26 protein-coding genes and 1 pseudogene are annotated in these 20,971 nt (G+C 60.4%); 7 read left to right on the plus strand and 20 right to left on the minus strand.

The genetic code is table 11. The features are described 5' to 3' along the window. Window positions 1–644: 644 nt before the first annotated feature. Together RCH09_RS13150 and RCH09_RS13155 are read right to left on the minus strand one after the other, a co-directional pair. Window positions 645–992, minus strand: coding sequence for a hypothetical protein (locus tag RCH09_RS13150; protein WP_326941564.1), 348 nt, complete (start codon window positions 990–992; stop codon window positions 645–647). A gap of 60 nt (window positions 993–1,052) precedes the next feature. Then, on the minus strand, window positions 1,053–1,469 hold the full coding sequence (locus tag RCH09_RS13155) for a ParB/RepB/Spo0J family partition protein (protein ID WP_326941565.1): 417 nt from the start codon (window positions 1,467–1,469) through the stop codon (window positions 1,053–1,055). Between RCH09_RS13155 and RCH09_RS13160 the strand changes: the two genes are divergently transcribed. The 6 genes and pseudogenes from RCH09_RS13160 to RCH09_RS13185 all read left to right on the plus strand — a co-directional run bounded on the left by RCH09_RS13160 (window position 1,468) and on the right by RCH09_RS13185 (window position 5,171). Next, complete coding sequence (locus RCH09_RS13160; RefSeq protein WP_326941566.1) at window positions 1,468–1,650, plus strand: hypothetical protein; 183 nt, start codon at window positions 1,468–1,470, stop codon at window positions 1,648–1,650. The two genes, RCH09_RS13155 and RCH09_RS13160, sit on opposite strands and share 2 nt — an antisense overlap. A 228-nt stretch (window positions 1,651–1,878) precedes the next feature. After that, window positions 1,879–2,094 (plus strand): annotated as a pseudogene (locus RCH09_RS13165) (transposase); the annotation flags it as partial. Window positions 2,095–2,689: 595 nt separating this feature from the next. Next, window positions 2,690–2,980 carry a nucleotidyltransferase family protein gene (locus RCH09_RS13170; RefSeq protein ID WP_326941646.1) on the plus strand — a complete coding sequence of 97 codons (291 nt, stop codon included), beginning with the start codon at window positions 2,690–2,692 and terminating at the stop codon, window positions 2,978–2,980. Continuing rightward, the gene (locus RCH09_RS13175) at window positions 2,977–3,336 is read left to right on the plus strand and encodes a HepT-like ribonuclease domain-containing protein (RefSeq protein WP_326941567.1); all 360 of its coding nucleotides are present in this window, start codon (window positions 2,977–2,979) and stop codon (window positions 3,334–3,336) included. The genes RCH09_RS13170 and RCH09_RS13175 overlap by 4 nt, the downstream gene beginning before the upstream one ends. Before the next feature lie 321 nt (window positions 3,337–3,657). Beyond that, window positions 3,658–4,257, plus strand: a complete 600-nt coding sequence (locus tag RCH09_RS13180) for a type IV toxin-antitoxin system AbiEi family antitoxin domain-containing protein (protein WP_326941568.1) — start codon at window positions 3,658–3,660, stop codon at window positions 4,255–4,257. After that, entirely contained in the window at window positions 4,254–5,171 is a 918-nt protein-coding gene (locus RCH09_RS13185; RefSeq protein ID WP_326941569.1) for a nucleotidyl transferase AbiEii/AbiGii toxin family protein, read from the plus strand. Before RCH09_RS13180 ends, RCH09_RS13185 begins: the two co-directional genes overlap by 4 nt. Window positions 5,172–5,210: 39 nt before the next feature. Here the strand turns inward: RCH09_RS13185 and RCH09_RS13190 are convergent, their stop codons facing one another. From RCH09_RS13190 to gspG, 11 genes are read right to left on the minus strand one after another with little or no spacing between them, the layout of a single operon-like run. Then, on the minus strand, window positions 5,211–5,807 hold the full coding sequence (locus RCH09_RS13190; protein WP_326941570.1) for a type II secretion system protein: 597 nt from the start codon (window positions 5,805–5,807) through the stop codon (window positions 5,211–5,213). 6 nt (window positions 5,808–5,813) lie between these two features. Further along, window positions 5,814–6,212, minus strand: coding sequence for a type II secretion system protein (locus RCH09_RS13195; RefSeq protein ID WP_326941571.1), 399 nt, complete (start codon window positions 6,210–6,212; stop codon window positions 5,814–5,816). 5 nt (window positions 6,213–6,217) lie between these two features. Continuing rightward, on the minus strand, window positions 6,218–6,697 hold the full coding sequence (locus RCH09_RS13200) for a type II secretion system protein (RefSeq protein WP_326941572.1): 480 nt from the start codon (window positions 6,695–6,697) through the stop codon (window positions 6,218–6,220). Window positions 6,698–6,707: 10 nt separating this feature from the next. After that, window positions 6,708–9,134, minus strand: coding sequence for a secretin N-terminal domain-containing protein (locus RCH09_RS13205; RefSeq protein ID WP_326941573.1), 2,427 nt, complete (start codon window positions 9,132–9,134; stop codon window positions 6,708–6,710). Further along, window positions 9,134–9,667 (minus strand): hypothetical protein, encoded by a 534-nt coding sequence (locus RCH09_RS13210; RefSeq protein ID WP_326941574.1) that lies wholly within the window; start codon window positions 9,665–9,667, stop codon window positions 9,134–9,136. Before RCH09_RS13210 ends, RCH09_RS13205 begins: the two co-directional genes overlap by 1 nt. After that, complete coding sequence (locus RCH09_RS13215) at window positions 9,664–10,263, minus strand: hypothetical protein (RefSeq protein ID WP_326941575.1); 600 nt, start codon at window positions 10,261–10,263, stop codon at window positions 9,664–9,666. Before RCH09_RS13215 ends, RCH09_RS13210 begins: the two co-directional genes overlap by 4 nt. Then, complete coding sequence (locus RCH09_RS13220) at window positions 10,260–10,811, minus strand: PilN domain-containing protein (RefSeq protein WP_326941576.1); 552 nt, start codon at window positions 10,809–10,811, stop codon at window positions 10,260–10,262. The genes RCH09_RS13215 and RCH09_RS13220 overlap by 4 nt, the downstream gene beginning before the upstream one ends. Next, window positions 10,808–11,644, minus strand: a complete 837-nt coding sequence (locus tag RCH09_RS13225) for a hypothetical protein (RefSeq protein WP_326941577.1) — start codon at window positions 11,642–11,644, stop codon at window positions 10,808–10,810. Before RCH09_RS13225 ends, RCH09_RS13220 begins: the two co-directional genes overlap by 4 nt. Further along, window positions 11,637–13,337: a GspE/PulE family protein gene (locus RCH09_RS13230; protein ID WP_326941578.1), complete on the minus strand. Its 1,701-nt coding sequence runs from the start codon at window positions 13,335–13,337 to the stop codon at window positions 11,637–11,639. Before RCH09_RS13230 ends, RCH09_RS13225 begins: the two co-directional genes overlap by 8 nt. Then, window positions 13,334–14,527, minus strand: a complete 1,194-nt coding sequence (locus RCH09_RS13235) for a type II secretion system F family protein (RefSeq protein ID WP_326941579.1) — start codon at window positions 14,525–14,527, stop codon at window positions 13,334–13,336. Before RCH09_RS13235 ends, RCH09_RS13230 begins: the two co-directional genes overlap by 4 nt. Before the next feature lie 21 nt (window positions 14,528–14,548). Next, on the minus strand, window positions 14,549–14,995 hold the full coding sequence (gene gspG / locus RCH09_RS13240; RefSeq protein ID WP_326941580.1) for a type II secretion system major pseudopilin GspG: 447 nt from the start codon (window positions 14,993–14,995) through the stop codon (window positions 14,549–14,551). A 61-nt stretch (window positions 14,996–15,056) separates the two neighbouring features. On the opposite strand from gspG, the gene RCH09_RS13245 reads away from it, so the two are divergent. After that, window positions 15,057–15,194 carry a hypothetical protein gene (locus RCH09_RS13245; RefSeq protein WP_326941581.1) on the plus strand — a complete coding sequence of 46 codons (138 nt, stop codon included), beginning with the start codon at window positions 15,057–15,059 and terminating at the stop codon, window positions 15,192–15,194. 1 nt (window position 15,195) lies between these two features. Here RCH09_RS13245 and RCH09_RS13250 read toward each other — a convergent pair whose 3' ends face one another. From RCH09_RS13250 to RCH09_RS13280, 7 genes are all read right to left on the minus strand, one after another. Further along, the gene (locus tag RCH09_RS13250) at window positions 15,196–15,585 is read right to left on the minus strand and encodes a tetratricopeptide repeat protein (protein ID WP_326941582.1); all 390 of its coding nucleotides are present in this window, start codon (window positions 15,583–15,585) and stop codon (window positions 15,196–15,198) included. After that, window positions 15,575–16,840: an RNA-guided endonuclease InsQ/TnpB family protein gene (locus RCH09_RS13255; protein ID WP_326941647.1), complete on the minus strand. Its 1,266-nt coding sequence runs from the start codon at window positions 16,838–16,840 to the stop codon at window positions 15,575–15,577. The genes RCH09_RS13250 and RCH09_RS13255 overlap by 11 nt, the downstream gene beginning before the upstream one ends. Before the next feature lie 236 nt (window positions 16,841–17,076). Continuing rightward, on the minus strand, window positions 17,077–17,721 hold the full coding sequence (locus RCH09_RS13260; protein ID WP_326941583.1) for a hypothetical protein: 645 nt from the start codon (window positions 17,719–17,721) through the stop codon (window positions 17,077–17,079). 11 nt (window positions 17,722–17,732) lie between these two features. Continuing rightward, window positions 17,733–19,409: a putative porin gene (locus RCH09_RS13265; protein WP_326941584.1), complete on the minus strand. Its 1,677-nt coding sequence runs from the start codon at window positions 19,407–19,409 to the stop codon at window positions 17,733–17,735. Window positions 19,410–19,447: 38 nt separating this feature from the next. Continuing rightward, complete coding sequence (locus RCH09_RS13270) at window positions 19,448–20,137, minus strand: energy transducer TonB (protein WP_326941585.1); 690 nt, start codon at window positions 20,135–20,137, stop codon at window positions 19,448–19,450. A 1-nt stretch (window position 20,138) separates the two neighbouring features. Continuing rightward, entirely contained in the window at window positions 20,139–20,546 is a 408-nt protein-coding gene (locus tag RCH09_RS13275; RefSeq protein ID WP_326941586.1) for an ExbD/TolR family protein, read from the minus strand. Window positions 20,547–20,555: 9 nt separating this feature from the next. Further along, window positions 20,556–20,960: an ExbD/TolR family protein gene (locus RCH09_RS13280; RefSeq protein ID WP_326941587.1), complete on the minus strand. Its 405-nt coding sequence runs from the start codon at window positions 20,958–20,960 to the stop codon at window positions 20,556–20,558. Between the last annotated feature and the right edge of the window lie 11 nt (window positions 20,961–20,971).

Here is a 20,971-nt window from a genome sequence, read left to right on the forward strand (position 1 = left end):
GATTTGGCTTGGATTGAAAGATGTTCATGTTGCTGTTCGAACGATGCGTGCTCTACGACGACTTGGCGATCAGACGACTTGTGTATAACGAGGTGCCCTAAAACTGGTTTGCAGCACAGTGCCGCCCTGCCCGGTTTTTCCAAAAAAATAGCTTTACGTATAGGCCAGGGGAAAAAAGCGCGAAAAATTTTCCTGTCCCACTTTATCTTCGAATTCCGCATCATTCGTCTTGCGTAAAAATGATGCCCTATAGAAACACAATCTAGCATAGGCTAGGTCACGAGACCTTGCAAGCGGAAAAATTTCCCCACATTTGATTTATGGACGCAATGTGCGAATTTCTAAAAACCAAAAAATTGTTTCTAAGTGCATGAATTTAAATGGTATTTAATTATTTATAGGAAAAATAGAGGAAATCAGATTTCCCCGTTTACGATTTCTGGACGCGTCGCATCGGTCATTTATTGATCATTCAGATCCGCAGAAACGAATTTTTGACAACCTTTCAGTTATCCAATGGCCTGAGCACGCACCTATGCACGCTGCCAAGCTATTTTTTCCATCGCGCACGTAAAAATCCAGGGGCAGGATGAGGGAACGCCTGTTGGTGGACAAGGCGCTCCCTGGATAATCAGCAAGCGGGATTACGACTCACTTGATGAATCTTGTTTCAGATTGGTTTCCTTGTCTACGATCACCTTAATTAAATTCATGACGCGGCGACCTATGAAAGGATCATCGAATTTCAAATCCAGAGCAATTCGTCGTTTGTCCCATTTTTTGATATGACTGATCTGATGGTCGCCCAATGCGACTGGATACTTTCTCAATGTCTCAGTTTGCTTGCGAATTTTATTCGTTTTATATCCTTGACGCTGACGAACAACGTCACCGCGAGTCGCCCGGTCACTGAGTGCCGCTTCCGCGTCATCGATAACGATTTCACTTCTCACGATGCGTTCGCGCTGCATCAATTCGTAGAGGATACTCATTTCGAGCCGTTCTGGATTTGACTTCACCATACTGAGAATTGGCGCTGGCAATTTCAGAAGTTAGATTGTCTTGTTGACAGTAGGCTGTGGCAGACCGAGCGAAGTGGAGATTTCAGTTTCACTCCGGCATACGCCGATATCGAGAAAACTTTTCCATGAGAAAGCATTGCCGATCACGCTCTGCGGATGGCGATCAACATTCTCTTTGTAAGACAATTCATACAACTCTTTGTCCGTCACGGGGCCGCGCATAATGATCTTGATGGTGTCGATGCCGGCGGCGGTTAATGCCTTCCACCGATAATGCCCGGCGATGAGATGCATCTTTCCATCTCGGCGAGTTCCAGTTGCGGGAACAATTTGCACATCCGCTTTCATCTGCTTGGCAAACATAACAAACGGTGGTGCATGCCTGTTCGTCTTCAATAAGGTATTGGCGCTGCAGCAGGAGAATTCCGCCGCCTGCGGGAAATTCATGCTCTATGAATCGATGGCAAAGGTGCTTTCCGGCTGGCGTAACAGCAATGAGACACTTTGGCTGACTGACCCGCCCAACCACCAGTTGCAGCACGCGCGGAAAGACATCGTCCGCACGTACCAGAACTTCTTTGCCGGCCGCGCCGAATTCCCCGCATTCAAAAAGAATGGGCCGCAGTGACAGCTTCCGTTACCTCGACGCCAAGCAATTGAAGGTGAAGCCAGGCAACGCCAGGATTTTCCTGCATAAGCTCGGCTGGGCCCGCTACTGCAACAGCCGCGATATCGTCGGCAGTATAAAGAACATCACCGTGTCGTCGAAAGGCGGCAAATGGTTCGCGTCGATTCAGACCGAGCTTGAAGTCGTCGAGCCGGTGCCATCGCCCACCAGCGCCGTCGGTGCTGTTGTTGGCAACGCGGCAGCAATGAAAACACCAATGGCTTGCTGCGCCAATACATGCCCAAAGGCACCGACCTGTCGCACCTGACGCAGGATGATCTCGACGCCATTGCTTACCAGATGAATACCCGGTCGCACAAAGTCCACGACTACCGCAGTCCGCTCGAAATCTACGGCGAGATTATCGACAATTTGAAACAGGCCGAATCGGCTACGATCCATTAACGTGTTGCACTTGGTTCTTGACTCCGCCCATGGTAATGTCGGCAACCGGCTCAATTGAAACTCTAGGCAGGAACGCACTCGCCAAGGCGTGGTTAAATAGGGCGATTCACGTTCAGCGCTGCGGCGAATTTTGGCCGCCAGCTGGGGTACATGCTCTACTGGATCGGCGGGTTTTTCATGAAAGTGCCTGTCCACTACAAAAGTCAGACCTGCCCGTGCTGTGGACAGGTCGACAAAAATACCCGCAAGACCGAGTCGGAGTTTCTCCGTACCGCGTGCTGGCGCGAGAACAATGCAGATGTAGTTGGCGCGATCAACTTGCTTGACGGCGCATAAGTACAATTTTGTAACGCAGGGCAGGACACGGCGAGGGTTCCCGCCTGGTGCGCAAGCACTGCCCGGATCGCCTGTGAAGTAATCGGAGCAGTTAGACCGTCAACAACAGGAACCCACCAAAGCGACGTGCAAACGGTTTTGCATGCGCAGCCGCAATCCCTTTCCTTCGCGCACAAGCAGCAGCAGCAGCAGCAAGGCTGTGGTTCGGGAGGGTGTCAAGTGTTGCTTTATTGTTAAACAGGATTATGCTGCGGGACTTATGAAACCATCTGAAGCATTGGCGTCCAACCGCGCCAAAATCCGCCTTGTCGTCGAGTCGCACCGCGCCCGCAATGCGCGGGTATTCGGTTCGGTCTTGCGCGGCGAGGATACTGACAGTAGCGATCTCGATATCCTCATTGACCCGACGCCGGAAACGACGCTGATGGATGTGGCCGCCATCCAGGTCGAACTGCAACGTCTGCTTGGCGTGTCGGTTGATGTGCTGACGCCCAAGGCGTTGCCGGACAAGTTCCGCAGCCTGGTTCTTGCCGAGGCAATTCCGGTATGACCAAAACGTTGCGCGTCGCGGACTACCTCAACCACATCCTGAAGGCGATCGAGCGCATAGACCGCTACACGGCGGACATGGACGAGGTGGCATTTCTGAACAGCGAACTGGTGCAGGACGCTGTGATCCGCAACATCGAGATCATCGGTGAGGCATCGAACAACATCCAGCGCGTGGACGCGGCATTTGCTGCGCAGAACGGCAACATTCCCTGGCAGGTTATGTACACGATGCGCAATCGCGTCTCGCACGGCTACGACACGGTGGATCTGGAAATCCTCTGGAAGACGATTCAGGGCGACCTGCCGGTGCTGTATCAACAGGTGCAGGCGCTTGCGACGCGACGGTGTGATTAAGTCATTGCGCACCACGACAAAAAGCAGGCTGAACGCAAGCCGCGCACTCGATCCACGCCATGCAGACACCGTTATTTTTTGCGCGGCGGCGCCGGTTTCGGTGACGCTGGCGGCGCGGCAACCGGTGGCGCGGCCGCCGGCGCGGCAAGCGCGCCGGACTCGGCCAGATCGGTCTCGGACTGCGCCATGAACTTCCAATCCTGATAACTCGTGTGGGTCGTGAGCGGGCTGGGTCACGGTACGATTCCAATCGTCATTAACATTGTTCCGTTTTGTCGGTAATTATTGACAACTACTGATAAAACGGAACACCATCGCGACATGGAGAATAACCACCAACACATCCTCAATCTCGCCCAGACGCACGGTCTGATTCGTCCGCGCGACCTGGTCCGGCAAGGGCTGCCGCGTGTCGCCCTGACGCGCCTGGTGCAGCAAGGGCTACTGATTCGCGTGGGTCGCGGCCTGTACGCCCGTCCAGAGCGCCGCGTATCCGAGCATGGCGCACTGGCTGAAATCGCCAGCAAATATCCGCAAGCCGTCATTTGCCTGTTGTCGGCGCTACGCGTACACGACCTCACCACGCAATCACCGTTTGAGGTCTGGATCGCCATTCCCAACCGCGCGCGTGCGCCAAAAATCGTGTACCCACCGCTGCGGGTCGTGCGTTTTTCCGAAGCCACGCTGATCGACGGTATCGACGAACATCAAATCGACGGCGTGACCGTACGTGTGACCAATGTTGCCCGCACGGTGGTCGACTGCTTCAAGTTTCGTCACAAAATCGGCCTTGATGTGGCGCTGGAGGCATTGCAGGAGGCTTGGCGCGCCAAGCGGGTCGGCATGGATGCGCTTTGGCGCTATGCCAATCTGTGCCGGGTAGCGAACGTGATGCGGCCTTACCTGGAAAGTCTTCCATGAATGGCCGAAACATCGCGGCATCGGTACGTGCTCGTCTGCTCAACCGTGCACGTGAAATGGGGCAGGATTTCAATATCGTCCTCACCCGCTACGCCATTGAGCGCTTGCTTTACCGGATTAGCGTCTCAAACCACGCTGACCAATTCCTGCTCAAGGGTGCGCTGCTATTCGACCTGTGGTTCGACATTCCGCATCGCCCAACCCGGGACGCCGACTTTTTGGGCTTCGGATCGGCGGAGCTAGCGCACATCGAAAACGTCTTCAGGGAAATCTGCGCGATCGAAACACCAGACGGTGTGACGTTTCAGTCGAACTCCGTACGTGCCGCCGAGATCCGCAAAGACGCCAACTATGCTGGTGTGCGGGTACTGCTGCTTGGCGTGATTGATGGCGCCCGCTGCCAGATTCAGGTCGATATCGGATTCGGTGACGCTGTCACGCCGGGCCCGGAAGATGTGGTGTACCCGGTGATGCTGGCAGGATTCGCTGCACCGAAGCTGCGCGTCTACCCACACTACACAGTCGTGGCCGAAAAGTTCGAGGCACTGTCTACGCTCGGCATCGCCAACAGCCGCATGAAGGACTACTTCGATCTGTGGATACTGGTAATGCATGCGGACTTTGCTGGCGACACCCTCCGTCAAGCAATTCGGGCGACCTGCGACCGTCGTAAAACTGCCTTGTCCGGAAAAATTCCTTTTGGGCTTACCGAAGCGTTTGCGCAGGATCGGCAAAAGCAGACGCAGTGGCAGGCCTTCCTGGGAAAGAACCGGCTGGAAGCCCCGCGGTTGCATGATGTGATCAAGGGGCTTGCAACCTTCATGCTGTCGGTCATTGAAGCGGCCAGTGTCGACGTGGCGTTTCCAGCCCGGTGGCAGGCTGGCGGTCCGTGGCTATCTGCCGAGACAGGCTGAACGCAAGCCGCGCGCCCGATCCACGCCATGCAGACACCGTTATTTTTTGCGCGGCGGCGCCGGTTTCGGTGACGCTGGCGGCGCAGCAACCGGTGGCGCGGCCGCCGGCGCGGCAAGCGCGCCGGACTCGGCCAGATCGGTCTCGGACTGCGCCATGAACTTCCAGTCCTGATAACTCGTCTTGTTCTGAAAATGCTTGAACGGTTCGTCGAAATTGCCGACCTTGATCGGCGCGGCAGTTGACAGGCTGTAGACGCCGACGATGCCGACCCCGGCCGCCGACGGCGCCGTCAGCGTGCCCCAGCCCTCGACGCCGGTGATCGGATCGACATACAGCTTGCGCAGATGGCGGCGCACGTTTGGGTAGCGCGGATCCTTGATCAGGTCTTGCAGCGTCTGCGGCATGGTCATTTGGCCGGCCGGCGTGGTGGCGGCATAGCTGATCAGTGCGGCGCGGAATTCGGCGCCGATGTCGAGCAGTTCTTCTTCTGCGGCGCGCCGTCCGAGCAAGCCGCCGACCTGCAACGAGGCGGCCGAGGCGATGCCGATGATGGCGACCAGGATGATCAAGCTCAAATACGCAAAGCCAGCGGCGCGGCGCATCGGGGCAATCGGCTGGCGACGGGTTGCGCTCATCGCGGGTTACAGGTCGGCGTACGGTTTGCCGCTGTGGGTCTGGCCGACCGCGCCGCTCTTGATGTTGTAGACGCTGTCCTTGGTCGCGCCCTCCGGTGCAATCACGATCCAGGTGCTGCTGCTTTCGGTGATCGGATCGATCGGCAGCGCGCGCAGGTATTTTTTGTCGACCAGCTCGTCCAGCGTTTCGGGATAGCGCCCGGTGTCACCGTAAAACTTGTCGATGGTGTCGCGCGTGATGCGCAGGTTGTCGGCCAGGATGGTTTCCTTGGCGGTATCGATGCTCTGGAAATAGCGCGGCAACGCCACCGTCGCCAGCAGCGCGATGATGGCCAGCACCACCAGCAATTCGATCAGCGTGAAGCCGCGCGACACGACGTGGCGCGGGCGGGTGGAGTGTGGCATTGGCATCACCATTTTCGGTACGGCACTTTGTTCAGGCCGGTGTTGGGCGAGATCGAGTAGACATCGTAAATATCCTCGCCCTCCTGCGGGTCGGCGGCGTCGCTGTCGTAGCTGCGCTTGCCCCAGGATTGCGCTTCGGTCAGCGACATGTCGGGATTCATCGGGTCGCGCGGCAACCGCCGCAGAAAATAGATCTTGTGGTGCTTCGGATCAGTCAGGTCGGGCACGCCATCGACCAGCACGTCGAGGTCTTTCGGATAACCGCTGGCGCCGACCACCTTGAGCATGTGGCCTTCGTCGCCGGATTTCTTGTAGGCGTCGATGGCATGCCGGATGCTCCGCAGTGCGCGTCGCAATTCCTGTTCCTGGCTGCGTTGCACCGCCACCTGCGCCACCGGAATGGCCAGCGTCGACAGCACACCGAGAATCGCAAGCGTGACCAGCAGTTCGATCAGGGTGAAGCCGCGGGGACGGAGGATTCGCATGGCGCGAGGTTTACTGGATGCGCACGGTCTGCGCGGCTGGCGGGACTACCACCACGCCGCGTCCGGCCGCATCGAGTGGCGCAATCGACACGACCTGGATCGCGGAGGCGTCGGCCGGCAGCAACGAGCGGAAGGTGACGGTGGCAACCGTTCCGCTGGTGCCCGGCCAGACGCTGCCATTGGCGCGCGAGCCGTTGAGAAGGACTTGTCCTTTGGTGTCGACCTGATTGGTGAATTCGGTGCTTGCCCCGCCCTGCTTCAGGAAGTCGCCTTCGACCACCCGCACCACTTGCAGCACCTGCGGATCGAAGCCGAGCGTGACCGGCAGACTGCCGATCGCCGTGATCGACTGCATCGTCAGCTGGACCGCAAAGTTGCCGCCGACGCGCGACTCGGTCGGGCCGCGAAACGCGACCTGCGCGGCGTTGGCGGCGGTGTCGGCGCCGGCATCGGGCGCGGCGGCTGGGGCGGCCGGGATTGGGTTGTCGGCAGCGGGGGTGTTGAGTGGGGTGGGCGGAGTTACTGGCGCTGGCGCCGGCGCCGGTGCTGGCTGCGGCGCTTCGCGTTGCGGCGGTGCGATGGCGGTCGCGGTCGCCGCTTCACGATTGGCCGCGGCGGCAGCCGGCGCGTTGACCGCGCGTCCGCCGGAATCCGGCCGCTGGCGCAGGCTGGTTTCGGTGCCGGCGCGGAATTGCGCCGAATCGGCGTTCGGGTGCTGGATGTTGCGGATCAGGCGTGGCGTGATCGACAGCACAATCTCGGTCTTCTGGTTGTCGTCCGCCGCGGTGCCGAACAGGCGACCAAGGATCGGAATCTCGCCGACGAACGGCACCTTGCTGGCGCTGCGCCGGTCTTCGTCGTTGATCAGGCCGGCCAGCACCTGGGTTTCGCCGTCCTTCAGGCGCAGCACGGTGCTGGCAGTGCGGGTGCCGATCTGATAGGCCACCGTGCCGGACTTGGTTTGCAACTGGCTGACGATATTGCTTACTTCCAGCGCCACCTTGATGGCGACATCGTTGTCGAGATAGATGGTCGGCTCGACTTCGAGCTTCAGGCCGACATCGACGTAGGTGATCGACTCCGACACGAAGCCGGTGGCGGTCGCCGTGGTGGTGATGTTCGGTACGCGGTCGCCGATCAGGATCTTGGCCTTCTCGTGATTGCGCGCGCGAATGCGCGGATTGGCCAGCAGGTTGGAGTCGGTGTCGTCGGCGCGCGCCTTTACGGTGGCGGTCGGGCTGCCCACACCGATGGTCGAATTATTCTGATGCGCCAGATCGCGCAGCGCCAGGCCGGTGCCGCTGGCCAGCGACGTCGCCAGCGGGGTCAGCGTCAGGCTGTCGGGCCACTTGATGCCGAGCTCCTGCAGTCGGGTGCGCTTGACTTCGAGGATTTCGACTTCGAGCATGACTTCCGGCTCCGGCACATCATGCAGCGCCACCAGCTTGTCGGCCAGCTTGATGGCATCGGCCGAGTCGCGCACGATGAGCATGTTGAGCTTTTCATCGACCACCACATCCTTGGTCTTCAAGATGGTCTTCAGGGTGTTGGCCACCGTCTTGGCGTCGGCGTTGGTCAGGAAGAACGACTTGATCGCCATCTCCTGATAATCCTTTTGCTTGGCCACCGTGTTCGGATAAATCAGGATGGTGTTGGCGTCCAGCACCTGTTGTTCGAGCTGGTTGGTCAGCAGCGCGAAATACACGGCCGATTCGATGGTGCTGTTCTTCAAAAAGATCGAGGTCTTGACGTCGGTCTTGACGTCCTTGTCGAACAGGAAGTTCAGGCCCGAGGTGCGGGCGATGACCTCGAACACCTGCTTGATCGGCACATCCTTGAATTCGATCGAGATCTTCTTTTTGTAGGCGGCCGAGAGTTGCGATTCGACCGGCAGTCGGGCAGTCTTTTCGCCGATCGATGCCAACATCGCGCGCGCTGCATCATTGTTCGGGTTTTCGGTCGTGACCGTGTTCAGCTTGGCGCGCGCCAGATCGTAATCTTTCTTCTGGATTGCGGCATCGGCTTCGTCCAGCAATTGCCCATGCCGCGCACTCATCTCCAGATTGCGCAAGCCGTCGCGGGCACGTTCATTGGTGGCATCGAGGCGCTGCGCACGCAGATAAAAACTCTCCGCTTCGGGTCGCTTGCGGAGCGCTGCCATGCGATCGCCCTTTTCCAGATACGACTGGATGGCGCGCTCGCGGGTCTGAATGTATGCGGTGCGGTATTCGAAATTGGCCGGGTCGGCTTTGGCGGCGTCCTGAAACTTTTGCAGTCCCTCTTCGACCTTGTCCTGCGCGACCAGCGCTTTGCCATCGCGGAACGCGTTTTGCGCGGCGCAACCGACCACCAGCACCATCACCAGCATGCCTGTCAAAAAACGCCAACCGCTGCGTCGGCCGGATGCACTTGTACTGCGCGCGAGACGACTTGCCATCAGTCGGTTCCTCCAATGGTAAGACGTTGAACCTGCTTGAGCGGCAGATAGATAAGGGACAAGGTAGGCGGTGTGATCTTCTCGACGCGGTAGATGCCGTCGATGGTTTCATTGGCGCGCGCGATGTAGGTACTCTCGCCACGCGCCAGATAGACTTCCCAGACGCCGTCTTCGAATTTCTTGCCGAGATAGGTGAAGGTCAGCGGCGGCGCCACCGGTTTCGGCGGCGGCGCGGGCTTGACCTTCGGCGGCGGCGGTGGCGGCGGGGTCCAGTTGCGGCTGTTGAACAAGACGTCACCGCGACCACCGCCCTGTTCATCACGGATCAGCGACCCACGCGCCTGCAGGTCGCGAATCAGCACAGTGCGTTCGGCTTTCACGCTGCGCACCGGCTCGGCGCTTTTGGCGGCAACCGTGGCAGTCGGGCGGGTGACCGCTTCGGCCACTTCGCTGCTCGGGCTCTTGTCAGCAAAGAAGGCGAACAAGCCGGCGATCACCACTGCGGCCAGCATGGCCAGATGGCGCGGCTTCATCGCTGCACCTTCGCCATTTCCTGCGCAGCGGGACCGCCGGCCAGATACAGCGTGAAGCGCAATTTGGCATCCAGCACATCGCTGCCAATCGCTTCGCGCTTGAAGTTCATTTCATCGAGCGAGGCAAACGGAATCACCATCAACGTCTTTTCGCAAAATTGCCGGATCGCCGGATACGCGCCCTTGACCGGCAGCAGGATTTGATAGGTGTGGGTATCGCTGTTCTTGTCGAAGCCCGCCTTGTATTCGCCCTGGCTCAGGTTCAGGCCGGTCTTGGCGGCGACTGCGAACAGGGTCTTGATCTGCTGTTCGGCGTAGCGTCGCTCACCCAGCACTTCATAAAACTTCTCCAGGCGCTGATCGACCAGCGACAGTGGCTCGGCCGCTGGCTTGGTGGCGGCCACCAGCAACGCCGCCTGGGCGCGCGCCAGTTCGATCTGCTGCACTGCGCCCTGCGCGCGCAAATGCGGAACCAGCCACAACAACACGATTGCGCCGATCAGGCACAACAGCGCTGCCAGTCCCGCGCCCCAACCGATGCGCGCCAGCAGCAGGCGCAGACGCAACCCCAGCAGGTTGAATGCGGCGGCGTTCACGGTGCGGACTCCTGCCATTGCGCTTCAAACTGAAACCGCAGCGGCTTGTTGGCATCGAGTTCGTTGACCTCGTGCTTGATCAGCACCACGTTGGCGAAGAATGGCTGTTTCTTCAATTGCTCGATGTATTCGATCATGCCGCCGCTGGTTTTGGATTCGGCGATGCCCTTGATGCGCTGTTTCTTGGCGTCGGGTTCGAGCGACAGCAGCGCGATGGTGTCCGGTGTGGCGTCTTCGATCGCATCGAAAAAATCGGTCCACGGCAGGTTCAGTTGCAGGATCGCGGCATTGATGGCGTTGGCCTGGGCTTCCGGGATCTGGGCTTTTTTCGGTGGCGGCTTGCGCGTGGTGCGTTCGTTCAGACGCCACAGCGCCGATTGCAGCGCGGCCGTTTGCGCATTCTTGAAGCGCAGCGCGTCGAGCGTGAACACCAGCGCCGTGATGCACAGCACCAGTCCGGCCAGGCAGGCCAGCCACGTCCATGGCGCGGTGGTGAGCACCGCGCGGGCGAAGGTGCGCGGCGCGAAATCAATGCGGATCGGGCTCATCGGTATTGCCCTTTGTTGCCGGTCAGCGCCAGCGCAATGCCGGCCACCACCGAGTTGCCTTCGACATGGGCGTCGAGCCGGGTGCAGCGCACGCCGTCACTGCCCTGCACGGTCCAGTGCGCTGGCGCGTCGCCGCATAGCTGCAGCGCCGCCGGCATGGCCAGGTTCAGGCGCAGGGCTTCGCGCTGCAGATGGCGCGGCAGCCACTGGCGGTCGTGCAGCACCTCGTTGGTCATGGCAGTAGCGCGGACTGCACGCAGACGCTGCTGTGCAATGGCGCCGATGGTCAGTACATCGTCGTGCACGATGGCGAACCAGGCGTCGGGACGCAACTCCTTGCGCCAACGATTCCAGGCCGCGAAGAATTGCGGCGTGATGGCGAGCACTGTCAAATGCAGTTCCAGCGCCACCGTGCGCAGTTCCTGCAACAGCGCGCGCGGCATAGCGCAAGCCAGAAAGAGTTGGCGCGCATCCCAGTCGGCCGCCGCCTCCCAGCCGCTGATCGATTCGCCGTACAGGGTCTGAAACCGCAGCGCGCTGGCGGCTTCGCAATCGGCCAGGCGGGTGGTGTTGTCGGGCGGGGTGACGCTCCAGATGCGCACCAATGTGTCGGACAGCGTGACGGTCAGCGCCATGCCGCGACAGTTCGCCAGCACGCTGCGCAATCGCGCGACGCGCTTTTCCGATACGCTGAATTCGTCGTCGCTCCAGACGTGATCGGCCAGCACCGTGGTGCTCCGCTTCAGCCAGCCAGTGGTGCGCATCAGCGTCGCGCCCTGCGGCGACAGACCCAACTGCACGCTGGCGAGAGATTGTGTGATTCGCTCAAGCATGCAAGGTCACCCGCTTGATTTCATCGAGGGTGGTGGCGCCGCGTTTGACCAGATCAAGGGCGGCGTCACGCAGACTGCGGGTGCCGTTTAGGCGCGCGGCTTCCTTGATCTGGCGGATCGGGCGTTTTTCAATGACCAGTTCGCGGATCTCGTCGTTGAGCGTGAGGATTTCGGCGATCGATTTGCGGCCCTTGTAGCCGGTGCCGCGACAGTCACCGCAGCCTTTGCCATGCTTGAAGTCAAAATCCGACACCGCGCTGCGGCCCAGGTTGACGCGCGCCAGTTCGGCGTCCGATGGCACATACGGCATCGCGCAATGCGGGCAATTCATGCGCACCAGCCGTTGCGCCCAGATGCCGTTCAGCGCCGATACGAACGCATACGGATCGATGCCCATGTGGGTGAAGCGGCCGAACACGTCGAATACATTGTTTGCATGCACCGTGGTCAGCACCAAATGGCCGGTTAGCGCCGATTGCACGGCGATTTCGGCAGTTTCCTTGTCGCGGATTTCGCCGACCATGATCTTGTCCGGATCGTGTCGCAAAATCGAGCGCAAGCCCTTGGCGAAGGTCAGGCCCTTCTTTTCATTGACCGGAATCTGCAGGATGCCGGGCAGCTGGTATTCGACCGGGTCTTCGATGGTGATGATCTTGTCGCGGCCATTGTGGATTTCGGTCAGCGCAGCGTACAGCGTGGTGGTCTTGCCGGAGCCGGTCGGGCCGGTCACCAGCAGCATGCCGTAGGCTTCTTCGGCCAGTCCGCGCAAGGTCACCAGCGACGGCGCGTCGAAGCCGAGCGCTTCCAGCGTCAGCGCGCCGTAGGCTTCGACCATGGCGCGCTTGTCCAGAATCCGGATCACCGCATCTTCGCCGTGGATGCTTGGCATGATCGAGACGCGCAAGTCGATTTCGCGGCCGCCCGACTCAACCCGGAAGCTGCCGTCCTGCGGCACGCGGCGTTCAGCGATGTCGAGTTCGGCCAGTACTTTCAGGCGCGAGATGATGTGTTCGGCGACTTCGATGCCATTGACCGAGGTGGCGTGATCAAGCACGCCATCGACGCGGTATTTGACCGCCAGGCCGCTGGCGGTGCTTTCCAGATGGATGTCGGAGGCGCCGGCTTTCAGCGCGTCATACAGCGTCGAATTGACCAGCTTGACCGCCGGGCTGGCGGCTTCCGAGACCGAGGCGAACGACAGGATGGCGGCGGTCTTGCCGTCGCGCCGGGTGTCGCTGCCGGTATTGACCAGCGTGTCGACCGCGCGCGCGGATTCTTCCTGCTTGGACAGGTAGGCGGCAATATCCGATTGCAGCGCGAGGCGGTAGTCCGGCACGCAGCGCGCCATGGTTTCCAGCCAGGTCTGCAAGTCGATATCGAACGGGTCGGCAATGACGCCGAGCAGGCTGCCGTCGTTCAGGCGCAGCAACACGCAATGGCGCTGCAACGCTTTCGACAACGGCAGCAAATCGAAGGCCGGCGCGAACGACAGCATGTCAATGGTTTCCACCACCGCCAGGCCGAATGGCAGCGCCAGCGATTGCACCAGTTCACGCGGATCGCCGCCGAGCAGTTCCTCCAGTTCGGTGATCAGCGGACGTTGCGACTTGGCCGCCAGCGCGCGCGCGGTTTGCAGCAGCGCCGGGTCGATCTCGACCGGCGCGGCGTTGAATTGGTCGACTGCAGCGTTCAAGACATGCTCCCGGCCAGATCAAAGATCGGCATATACAACAAGACCACGATGCCGCCGACGATGATGCCGATGGCGGCCATCAGCAACGGTTCGAAGGTGCGCGTGAAACGGTCGATCCAGCGCGTGATTTCGCCGTCGTAGAAGGCGGCCGACTGGGTCAGCATCTTGCCCATTTCGCCGGAGCGCTCGCCAACGCGCAGCATGCGCAGCGAGATCGGCGTAGTCAGGTGGTTGTCTTCGAAGGCGGTCGACAGCGGGATACCGGACTGGATCGATTCTTTCGCCAGTTGCAGCCCCTGACGGATGGTGGCGGAGACCATGCCCTGCACGGTTTCCATCGCCGGCACGATCGGGATGCCGCCTTCGAGCAGCATGCCCATGGTCAGATACAGGCGCGACAGTTCATAGATGCGCACGCGCTCGCCGATGCCGGGCAGCCGGTTGATCAGGCGCGCCATGCCGCCATTCGACAAAAAGTGACGGCCGCCGATGATCAGCACCGACAGCGTGACGGCGATGCCGACCAACAGTGCCATCGTATGCGTGCCGGCGAACTGGCCCCATTCCAGCAGCACCTGCGACAGCCACGGCAGATTGCGCCCGGCGCCCTGGTACACCTCGGCGAAGCGCGGCACCACGTAGCCGATCAGAAAACCGCTGACGCCGCCGCCGACCAGCATCAGGATCATTGGATAGATCGCGGCGCTGACAATCTTGCCGCGCACCGCGTCGATGCGCTGCTGGTAGTCGATGTAGCGGGTCAATGAGCGCGGCAAATCGCTGGTGCCTTCGGCCGCCTTGACGATGCCGATGTACAGCGGCGGGAACAGGTCCGACTGCTCGGCCAGCACACCGGAGAAGCGCTTGCCTTCGCGCAGTCCGCCAAGCAGCCGGGTCAGGGTCGAGCGGGTGCCTTCGTTGGCTTCCTTTTCGAGCAGCGCTTCGAGCGCTTCGACGATGCTCAGGCCGGCATTGAGCAGGGCCAGCAGTTCCTGGCTGAACAGCACCACCGACAGGCGGCTGGCGCCCGAGCGTTTGCCGCCGAACAGCGCGCCATTGACCGCCGTGACCTTGGCCGCAAACAGCCCGCGCGCCTCGACCTGACGGCGTGCATCGGCCTCATCGATCGCGTCGATGGTGAGTTGCGATATCAGATGATCGGGCGACAGGGCGCGAACGTCGAACTGCATGGCGGCAGGCTCTGGCGGGAATCAGTTGGTGATGTCAGCGTCTTCGCCGACACCGCCGGGCTGGCCATCCTTGCCCAGCGAGGTAATGTCGTACTCACTCTTGGTTCCGGGCGCGCGGTACTGATAGGCATGGCCCCACGGATCGAGCGGGACGTTTTTCTTCAGGTAGGGGCCGTTCCATTTGGTCGATTCGGCGGGTTTGATCAACAGCGAACCGAGCCCTTCTTCGGTGGTCGGGTAGCGACCGACATCGAGGCGCATGGTATCGAGCGCTTTTTCGAACGATTCAATCTGGGATTTGGCGACGGTGACTTCGGATTTGCCGAGCTGGGCGAAGTACTTCGGGCCGACATACGCGGCCAGCAAGCCGATGATGACAATCACCACCAGCAGTTCCAGCAGCGTGAAGCCGGCGGCGCGTTGAATGGGCCGGGTGCGGATCCCGGAGGCTTGAGCAGGTAGGGTCATATCGATTTTCATTTTGGTATTGTGCCACGCACGCATCTCTACGCCGCACAAAACAGCCAGCGTGCCGCACGTCGGCATTCTTGCATTGGATCGAGGGGTTTCACTGGTGCGGCGTCGTGTTCCGCTGCTGCGCCGCTATTATTTGCTTGGCAAGATGGTGACCGGTCTTTGTGACGCGATCATGACGCTGCGGTTCTGACTCACCAGACCGTGCGCGGATGGTGCAACGCGTGCTCCACCTCGACCACCATCTGTGCCGCGGCGCGCGGGTCGCGCGGCAGACCCAGTGTGCCGTCGCGAAAACCATAGGCCAGCATTTGCGCAGCCAGCAGTTGCTCCTGCTCGGCCGCCTCGCGCAACAGCGCCAGCGCCCGCACCGGGTCGGCCGACACGCCATCGCCGGCCAGCAAGGCAGTGGCCAGCATGTACATTGCGTCCGGATTGCCGAGCGCGGCGGAACGGGCGAACCAGTCCGCAGCGATGCGGTGGTCGGGCGCGCCGCCGTAGCCATTCTGGAACTTGACATCCTCCCCGCCCTCAGCCTGACGGCTGGCGCTTGCGCGCAAAGGACGGAGATTCCTACTGTGCATACAAAACCTCTTGCATGTCGCTTCGGTGGGTTCCTGCTGCTGACGGCCTGACAGCGCCGTTCACTTCACAGGCGATCCGGGCCATGTCCGGCCCTTCTTCATTGCTCGGTTGAGACAGTTGCGCCAAGGCGCGGTCCAGCACGTTGATCGCGCCTACGACATCAGCATTGTTCTCGTACCAGCACACGGTACACAGAAACGCCGACTGGCTTTTGCGATTAGCCTTGTCGACGTGCCCGCAGCACGGGCATGTCTGGCTGGTGTAATGGGCAGGCACCTGCATGAAAAAGCCGCCGTTCCAGTAGAGCTTGTAATCGAGCTGCCGTCCAAACTCGCCCCATCCTTGGTCGAGAATCGCCCGATTCAACCCCGCCTTGGCACGTACGTTCGTACCTGGGGTTTCAATCGTGCCTTTCGACGACCTGGTCATGTTCACGATCTTCAAGTCTTCGACGGCGACCAGCGCGTGGTTGTTGCTGATGGTCGTTGTCGCCTTGTGAATGAAGTCGGCTCTTGCATTGCCAATATCACGGTGAACCCGTGTGACTTTGGCCTTGGCTTTCTTCCAGTTATGGCTGAATTTGACTTTTCTGCTCATGCGGCGCTGGTATTTCGCCAGGCGTTGTTGGTGCTTCTTAAAACTGTCTAACGGTGCGACGAAGGAGCCATCCGACAAGGTGACGAAGCGGTCGATGCCGACGTCAGCACCGACGGCGCTGATAGCCGTTGGTACCGGCTCGGCAACTTCGCGCTCAGTCTGAATCGACACGAACCACTTGCCTGCTTTTGACGACACGGTGATGTTCTTGATCGTACCGGCGATGTCGCGGCTGTTGCGGTAGCGGATCCAGCCGAGCTTGGGCAGGAAGATGCGGGCGTTGCCCGGCTCCACCTTGAATTGCTTTGCGTCCGGATAGCGGAAGCTGTCACCGCGCCCCTTCTTCTTGAAGGTTGGGAAGTCGGCGCGGCCGGCAAAGAAATTCTGGTAGGCGCGATCGAGGTCTTTCAGCGCGTGCTGTAAAGGATGGTTGGGAGCGTCAGCCAGCCACGGGGTTTCGCTGCTGTGGCGCCAGCCGGTGAGCAGCTTCGCCATCGATTCATAGCGAATGAACTTGCCGCCGGCGGCGCGATTGTCCTGCTGCAACGCCAATGCCTTGTTGAATACGAACCGGCATGCGCCGCCAAAGCGTCGCAGCGTACGCTGGTGCAGGCCGTTGGGCATCAATTCGTATTTGAAGGCTTGGCGTCGGATCATGATTGGAAGATACAGACTCGACGTCGATCGTGACAAGAGTAAGGCGAAAACAAATGCAAGGACGGCTGCGCCGTCCGCGTTATCCTTCCCCGCCCCTGAAGGACGAGGTTTGTCACGCATTCCGATCAATCAGGTCGGGCTGTGCTACTTTGCGTTTGGTCATTGGGTTCATTGTGGATGGCAGTCTCCTGCCAAATGACCGATTACACAAAATTATTTACACCCTCGCATTCCGATCAACGCGCTGCCACCGGGACCAGATGAACCTGATCGAGCTTCTCGCGATAGCTTTCAGTAAAATTCTCGATCGCGACCTGCGTCAATCCTGTCAACGGCTCGCGTTGTAACAACGACGTAGTGCACCCCTTCTGCTGATACTTCTCCAGAATCTCCATGCTCAGCTTGTGCTGCGTATCGTTCTTGGCTTCGACCGCGGCCAGCGTTTGCGAACGCTGTACCAGTGTGGCTTCCACCGCTGCTTTGGCTTCTTCGGTCTTGCGCAGCACGGCAGTGGTGTCGGCCTGCTTCTTGCCGGCCTCGACCAGTTTGGCTTCGAGTTCGGCCAGCTGTGTTTTCAGCGTCGCCTTCTCGCTGGCTGACGCCGACAGCTCCTTTTCCAGCGCTGCGCGGCGCCGCGTGACGGCCTCGGTGCCGCGCTTTGCCTCATCGAGCTTGTCCTTGGTGTCCTTGAGTTCACCATCGACGGCGGTCTTCTCGGCCACCAGCTGGGCTTTTTCCTGCTCCAGCTTGCGCTGCGCCTGCTGCATTTGCCGGGCCTGCGCCTGCGCCGCTTTCTTGTCGTCGGCAGCACTGGCCGGCAGCGCGAACGCTGCGGCCAGCACCAGCAGCAGCGTCGATTTCAACATGGTCGAGTGCGTCATCGCGGCCCCCATCAGAAACGTGCGTTCAGGTCGACTTGGAACACGTCGACCGACAGCTTGGTGACCGGCGTGCTGCCGATGCGGCGCGGCACCATCGGATCGATCAGATCCGATTGCAGCCAGCGCGCCGACAGCCAAGTGTTTTTGTCGATGCCGTAATTCAGGCCGAACAGAATGCCCTTGTTGTTGGTGCCGCCCAGACCGAAATCGGAATTGGTGAAGGCGTCCAGCACGGCATCGCTGCCGAGATAGCGATACGCCAGAGAGACATTCCAGTCGCCGCGTTCAGCCATGGTCGGATGGCCGACCTGGACCTTGCCGAGGTAACCGTAGTTGCGGCCGTCTTCGATGCGGAAGCCGGTGCGTTTCTCGATGTCGCTGCGATCAAAGCCGGTGTTCTTGACGTAGTCGCCGGTCAGGATCACGTGCACCGGATTCAATTGCGCCAGATCCAGCGAGGCGGTCAGATTGAGCTCGCGGAACTTCGAGGCCAGACCCCAGTTGACGTTCGGATCATCCGGCGCATTGACGTAGAACAGCGTGTTGCCGCGCTGGCGGAATCCGGCGGCGTATTCATAGCGGGTGACGTAGTCGGTGGCGGTCGCGTGGGTTTCGTTGGTCTCGGACTGACCTTCGATATTGTGGAACTGATACAGCGAGGCGGCCACTTTCAGTTTGGTCTGCGGCGCCAGCTTCCAGTCGAAACCGGTCTGCAGACCGACCAGGCTGCGCGAGGTGCTGCTGCCCGGATTGCCTTCGCGCAGCGGGAAATAACCGGCGGTGGCAAACGGATGGAAGTCGTCCGAGACCTTCGGCTTGACGGTCAGCGCGAAGCCTTCGAAATTCAGGTCGTCGGCCCACAGCAGATCGGTGCCGAAATACGGATTGGCGATGCGACCGGCGCTGAAACTGACCCACGGTTTCGGATCAAGCTTGATGTAGCCGCGATCGAGCACCACGCTGTATTTGTTGAAATTCTGGCCCAGCGTTTGATTGGTCGAGGTGCGATCGGTGGTGTTCCCGGTCGAGAACGTCATGCCAGCCGTGACGGTGTCCGAAATCTGCGCTGTCACGCCAAGACGCGCACGCAAACGGCTGCGGCTCTTGTCTTCCTGGGTATCGAACGACGAGGTACCGCCGATCAGTGCGTTGCCGACGATGTCGGCCGCACGGGTGTACAGGTCGTCGGTGTAATCGGCGCCGGCCAGCGTGTTGTTGCGGTTGAGCTTGGTCTGTTCGTAACGCACCCGCACGTCACCTTCGAACTTGAAGCGGCGCATCCACTCCGGCAACGCGCCCGGCTCGCCCCAGCGTTCGGTTTTGGATTGCGCCAGCACTTCCTGCTTGATCTGGTTGCGCATTTCCAGCTTGACCGCTTCGGAGATGTACGGCACCCGCACGATCTTCTTGCCATCCTTACCCAGCTCCGGCGGCTGCACTTCGGCGGCTTGCGTGGCGGCCAGTTTGGCCTGGGCGCTGACGGCGGCATCCTTGAACAGCTTGTCGGCCTTGGCGCGCGACAGCACGCCGCTGTCGACCAGCGCTTCGATCAGCGAGACGGTGGTCGCGCGCAGAGTTTCGAGGTCGGTGCGTTCATCGCTGTGGGCCGGAAAAGAGGCAGCGATCAGCGTGGTCGCCAGCAGGACGGCGGCGGCGTGCTTCGAATGCCTGGAGCGGGAGGTGGTCATGGAAGTTCTCTCGGATTAAATAAAATAAAAGGAAATGGTCAAGCCCGGCCGGTGCTGTTGATGCGCAGTCGAACCGGCTGCGGCATGTTGGCCGGCGGGCCTTCGGTAAAGCTTGGTGCATTCTTCAGCGCGTCGCGGATCGCTGCATCGGTACTCTCGTCGCCGGTACCACCGACCAATTCGGAACGCTTGATGCTGCCGTCCGGATTGATCCACAGATGGATTTCGACGCGATACACCCGCCGGCGCAGATCACTGTGCTTGCTCAGCGTGCGTTGCAAATCGGTGCGCAACACACCGGCGTAGACATTGAACGGATTACCCAACGGGCCTTTGCCAGTGCCGATCTTGCTCAGGTCTTCGCTGGTGATCGCGCCGCTGGCAAACGCGCTCGGGCCATTGCCGGCCGGCCCGTCCATCTTCAGTTCCGGGCTCGGCGCAGGCGCTTCGACCTTCGGCACCGGCTGGTCGATCTTGATTTCCTTCTGGTCCTTGGGCGGCTCAGGCGGTTTCTTTTCCAGCTTCGGCGGCGGTGGTGGCGGCGGCGGTGGCGCGGTCGGGATCAGCGAGATCTTTGGCGCCTTTGGCTTGGCGCCCTTCTTGCCGCCCAGCAGACTGTACAAACCCCAGCCGATCAGCGAGAACACCACCAGCACCACGACCGCCATGGTGGCGTACTTCTTGCCGTTGGCCGGCTTGGCTTTTTTCTGCAATGACAGATCGCTCACGTCAGACCCCAATCCGGGCCGTGACCAAGCCGACGTTGCTGATCGACAGTCGACCGGCCATGTCGATGATGTCGACCACCCGCGCATAGTTCACTTGCGGATCGCCCTTGATCACCACCGGCATCTCGGGGTCGCGCGCACGGGCTGACGCCAGCCGCGATTCCAGCTCGGGCATGGTCAGGCCGGCGCCATTCAACATCAGGCTGCCATCGGCCTGGATCTGGATGATGCGCACTTCCTTTTTTTCTTGCGTGGGCGGCTTGTTGCTCGGCTTGGGCAGATTGATCTTCAAGCCCTGCACCGAGGCGGTCGTCATCACGATAAAGATCACCAGCAGCACGTACGCCAGATCCAGCATCGGCGTGACGTTGATGGTGTCGTAAGGCTTGGCTTCGTTTTGAACTTTCATCGCATTCTTCTAGGTATTCGAACGACTGGTGACCAGACCGATTTCGGTGATGTCGACTTTCTTCAACACCTCCAGCACCTGCATCACCTTCAGGTATTGCGCGCGCGCGTCACCCTTGATGACCACCGCCTGCGCCGGATTGCCGCGCTTGAGCTGAATCAACCGTTCTTCCAGCTGCTCGAAGGTGACCGGATAGGCGTCCAGATACACATCGCCTTTTTCCGATACCGTGACCGCCTTGATGTGCGCCTTGGCCAGGCTGGCGGTCATCTTCGACTTCGGCAGCGCGACCTTGACGCCCTGCACCGAAGCGGTCGTCATGATGATAAAAATCACCAGCAGCACGTACGCCAAATCGAGCATCGGCGTGACGTTGATGTCATCGAACGGCTGGTTGTCTTCCTGGATATGCACGGTGGTGTCCT

Source organism: Actimicrobium sp. GrIS 1.19, assembly GCF_035984655.1.
Taxonomy (GTDB): Bacteria; Pseudomonadota; Gammaproteobacteria; order Burkholderiales; family Burkholderiaceae_D; genus Actimicrobium.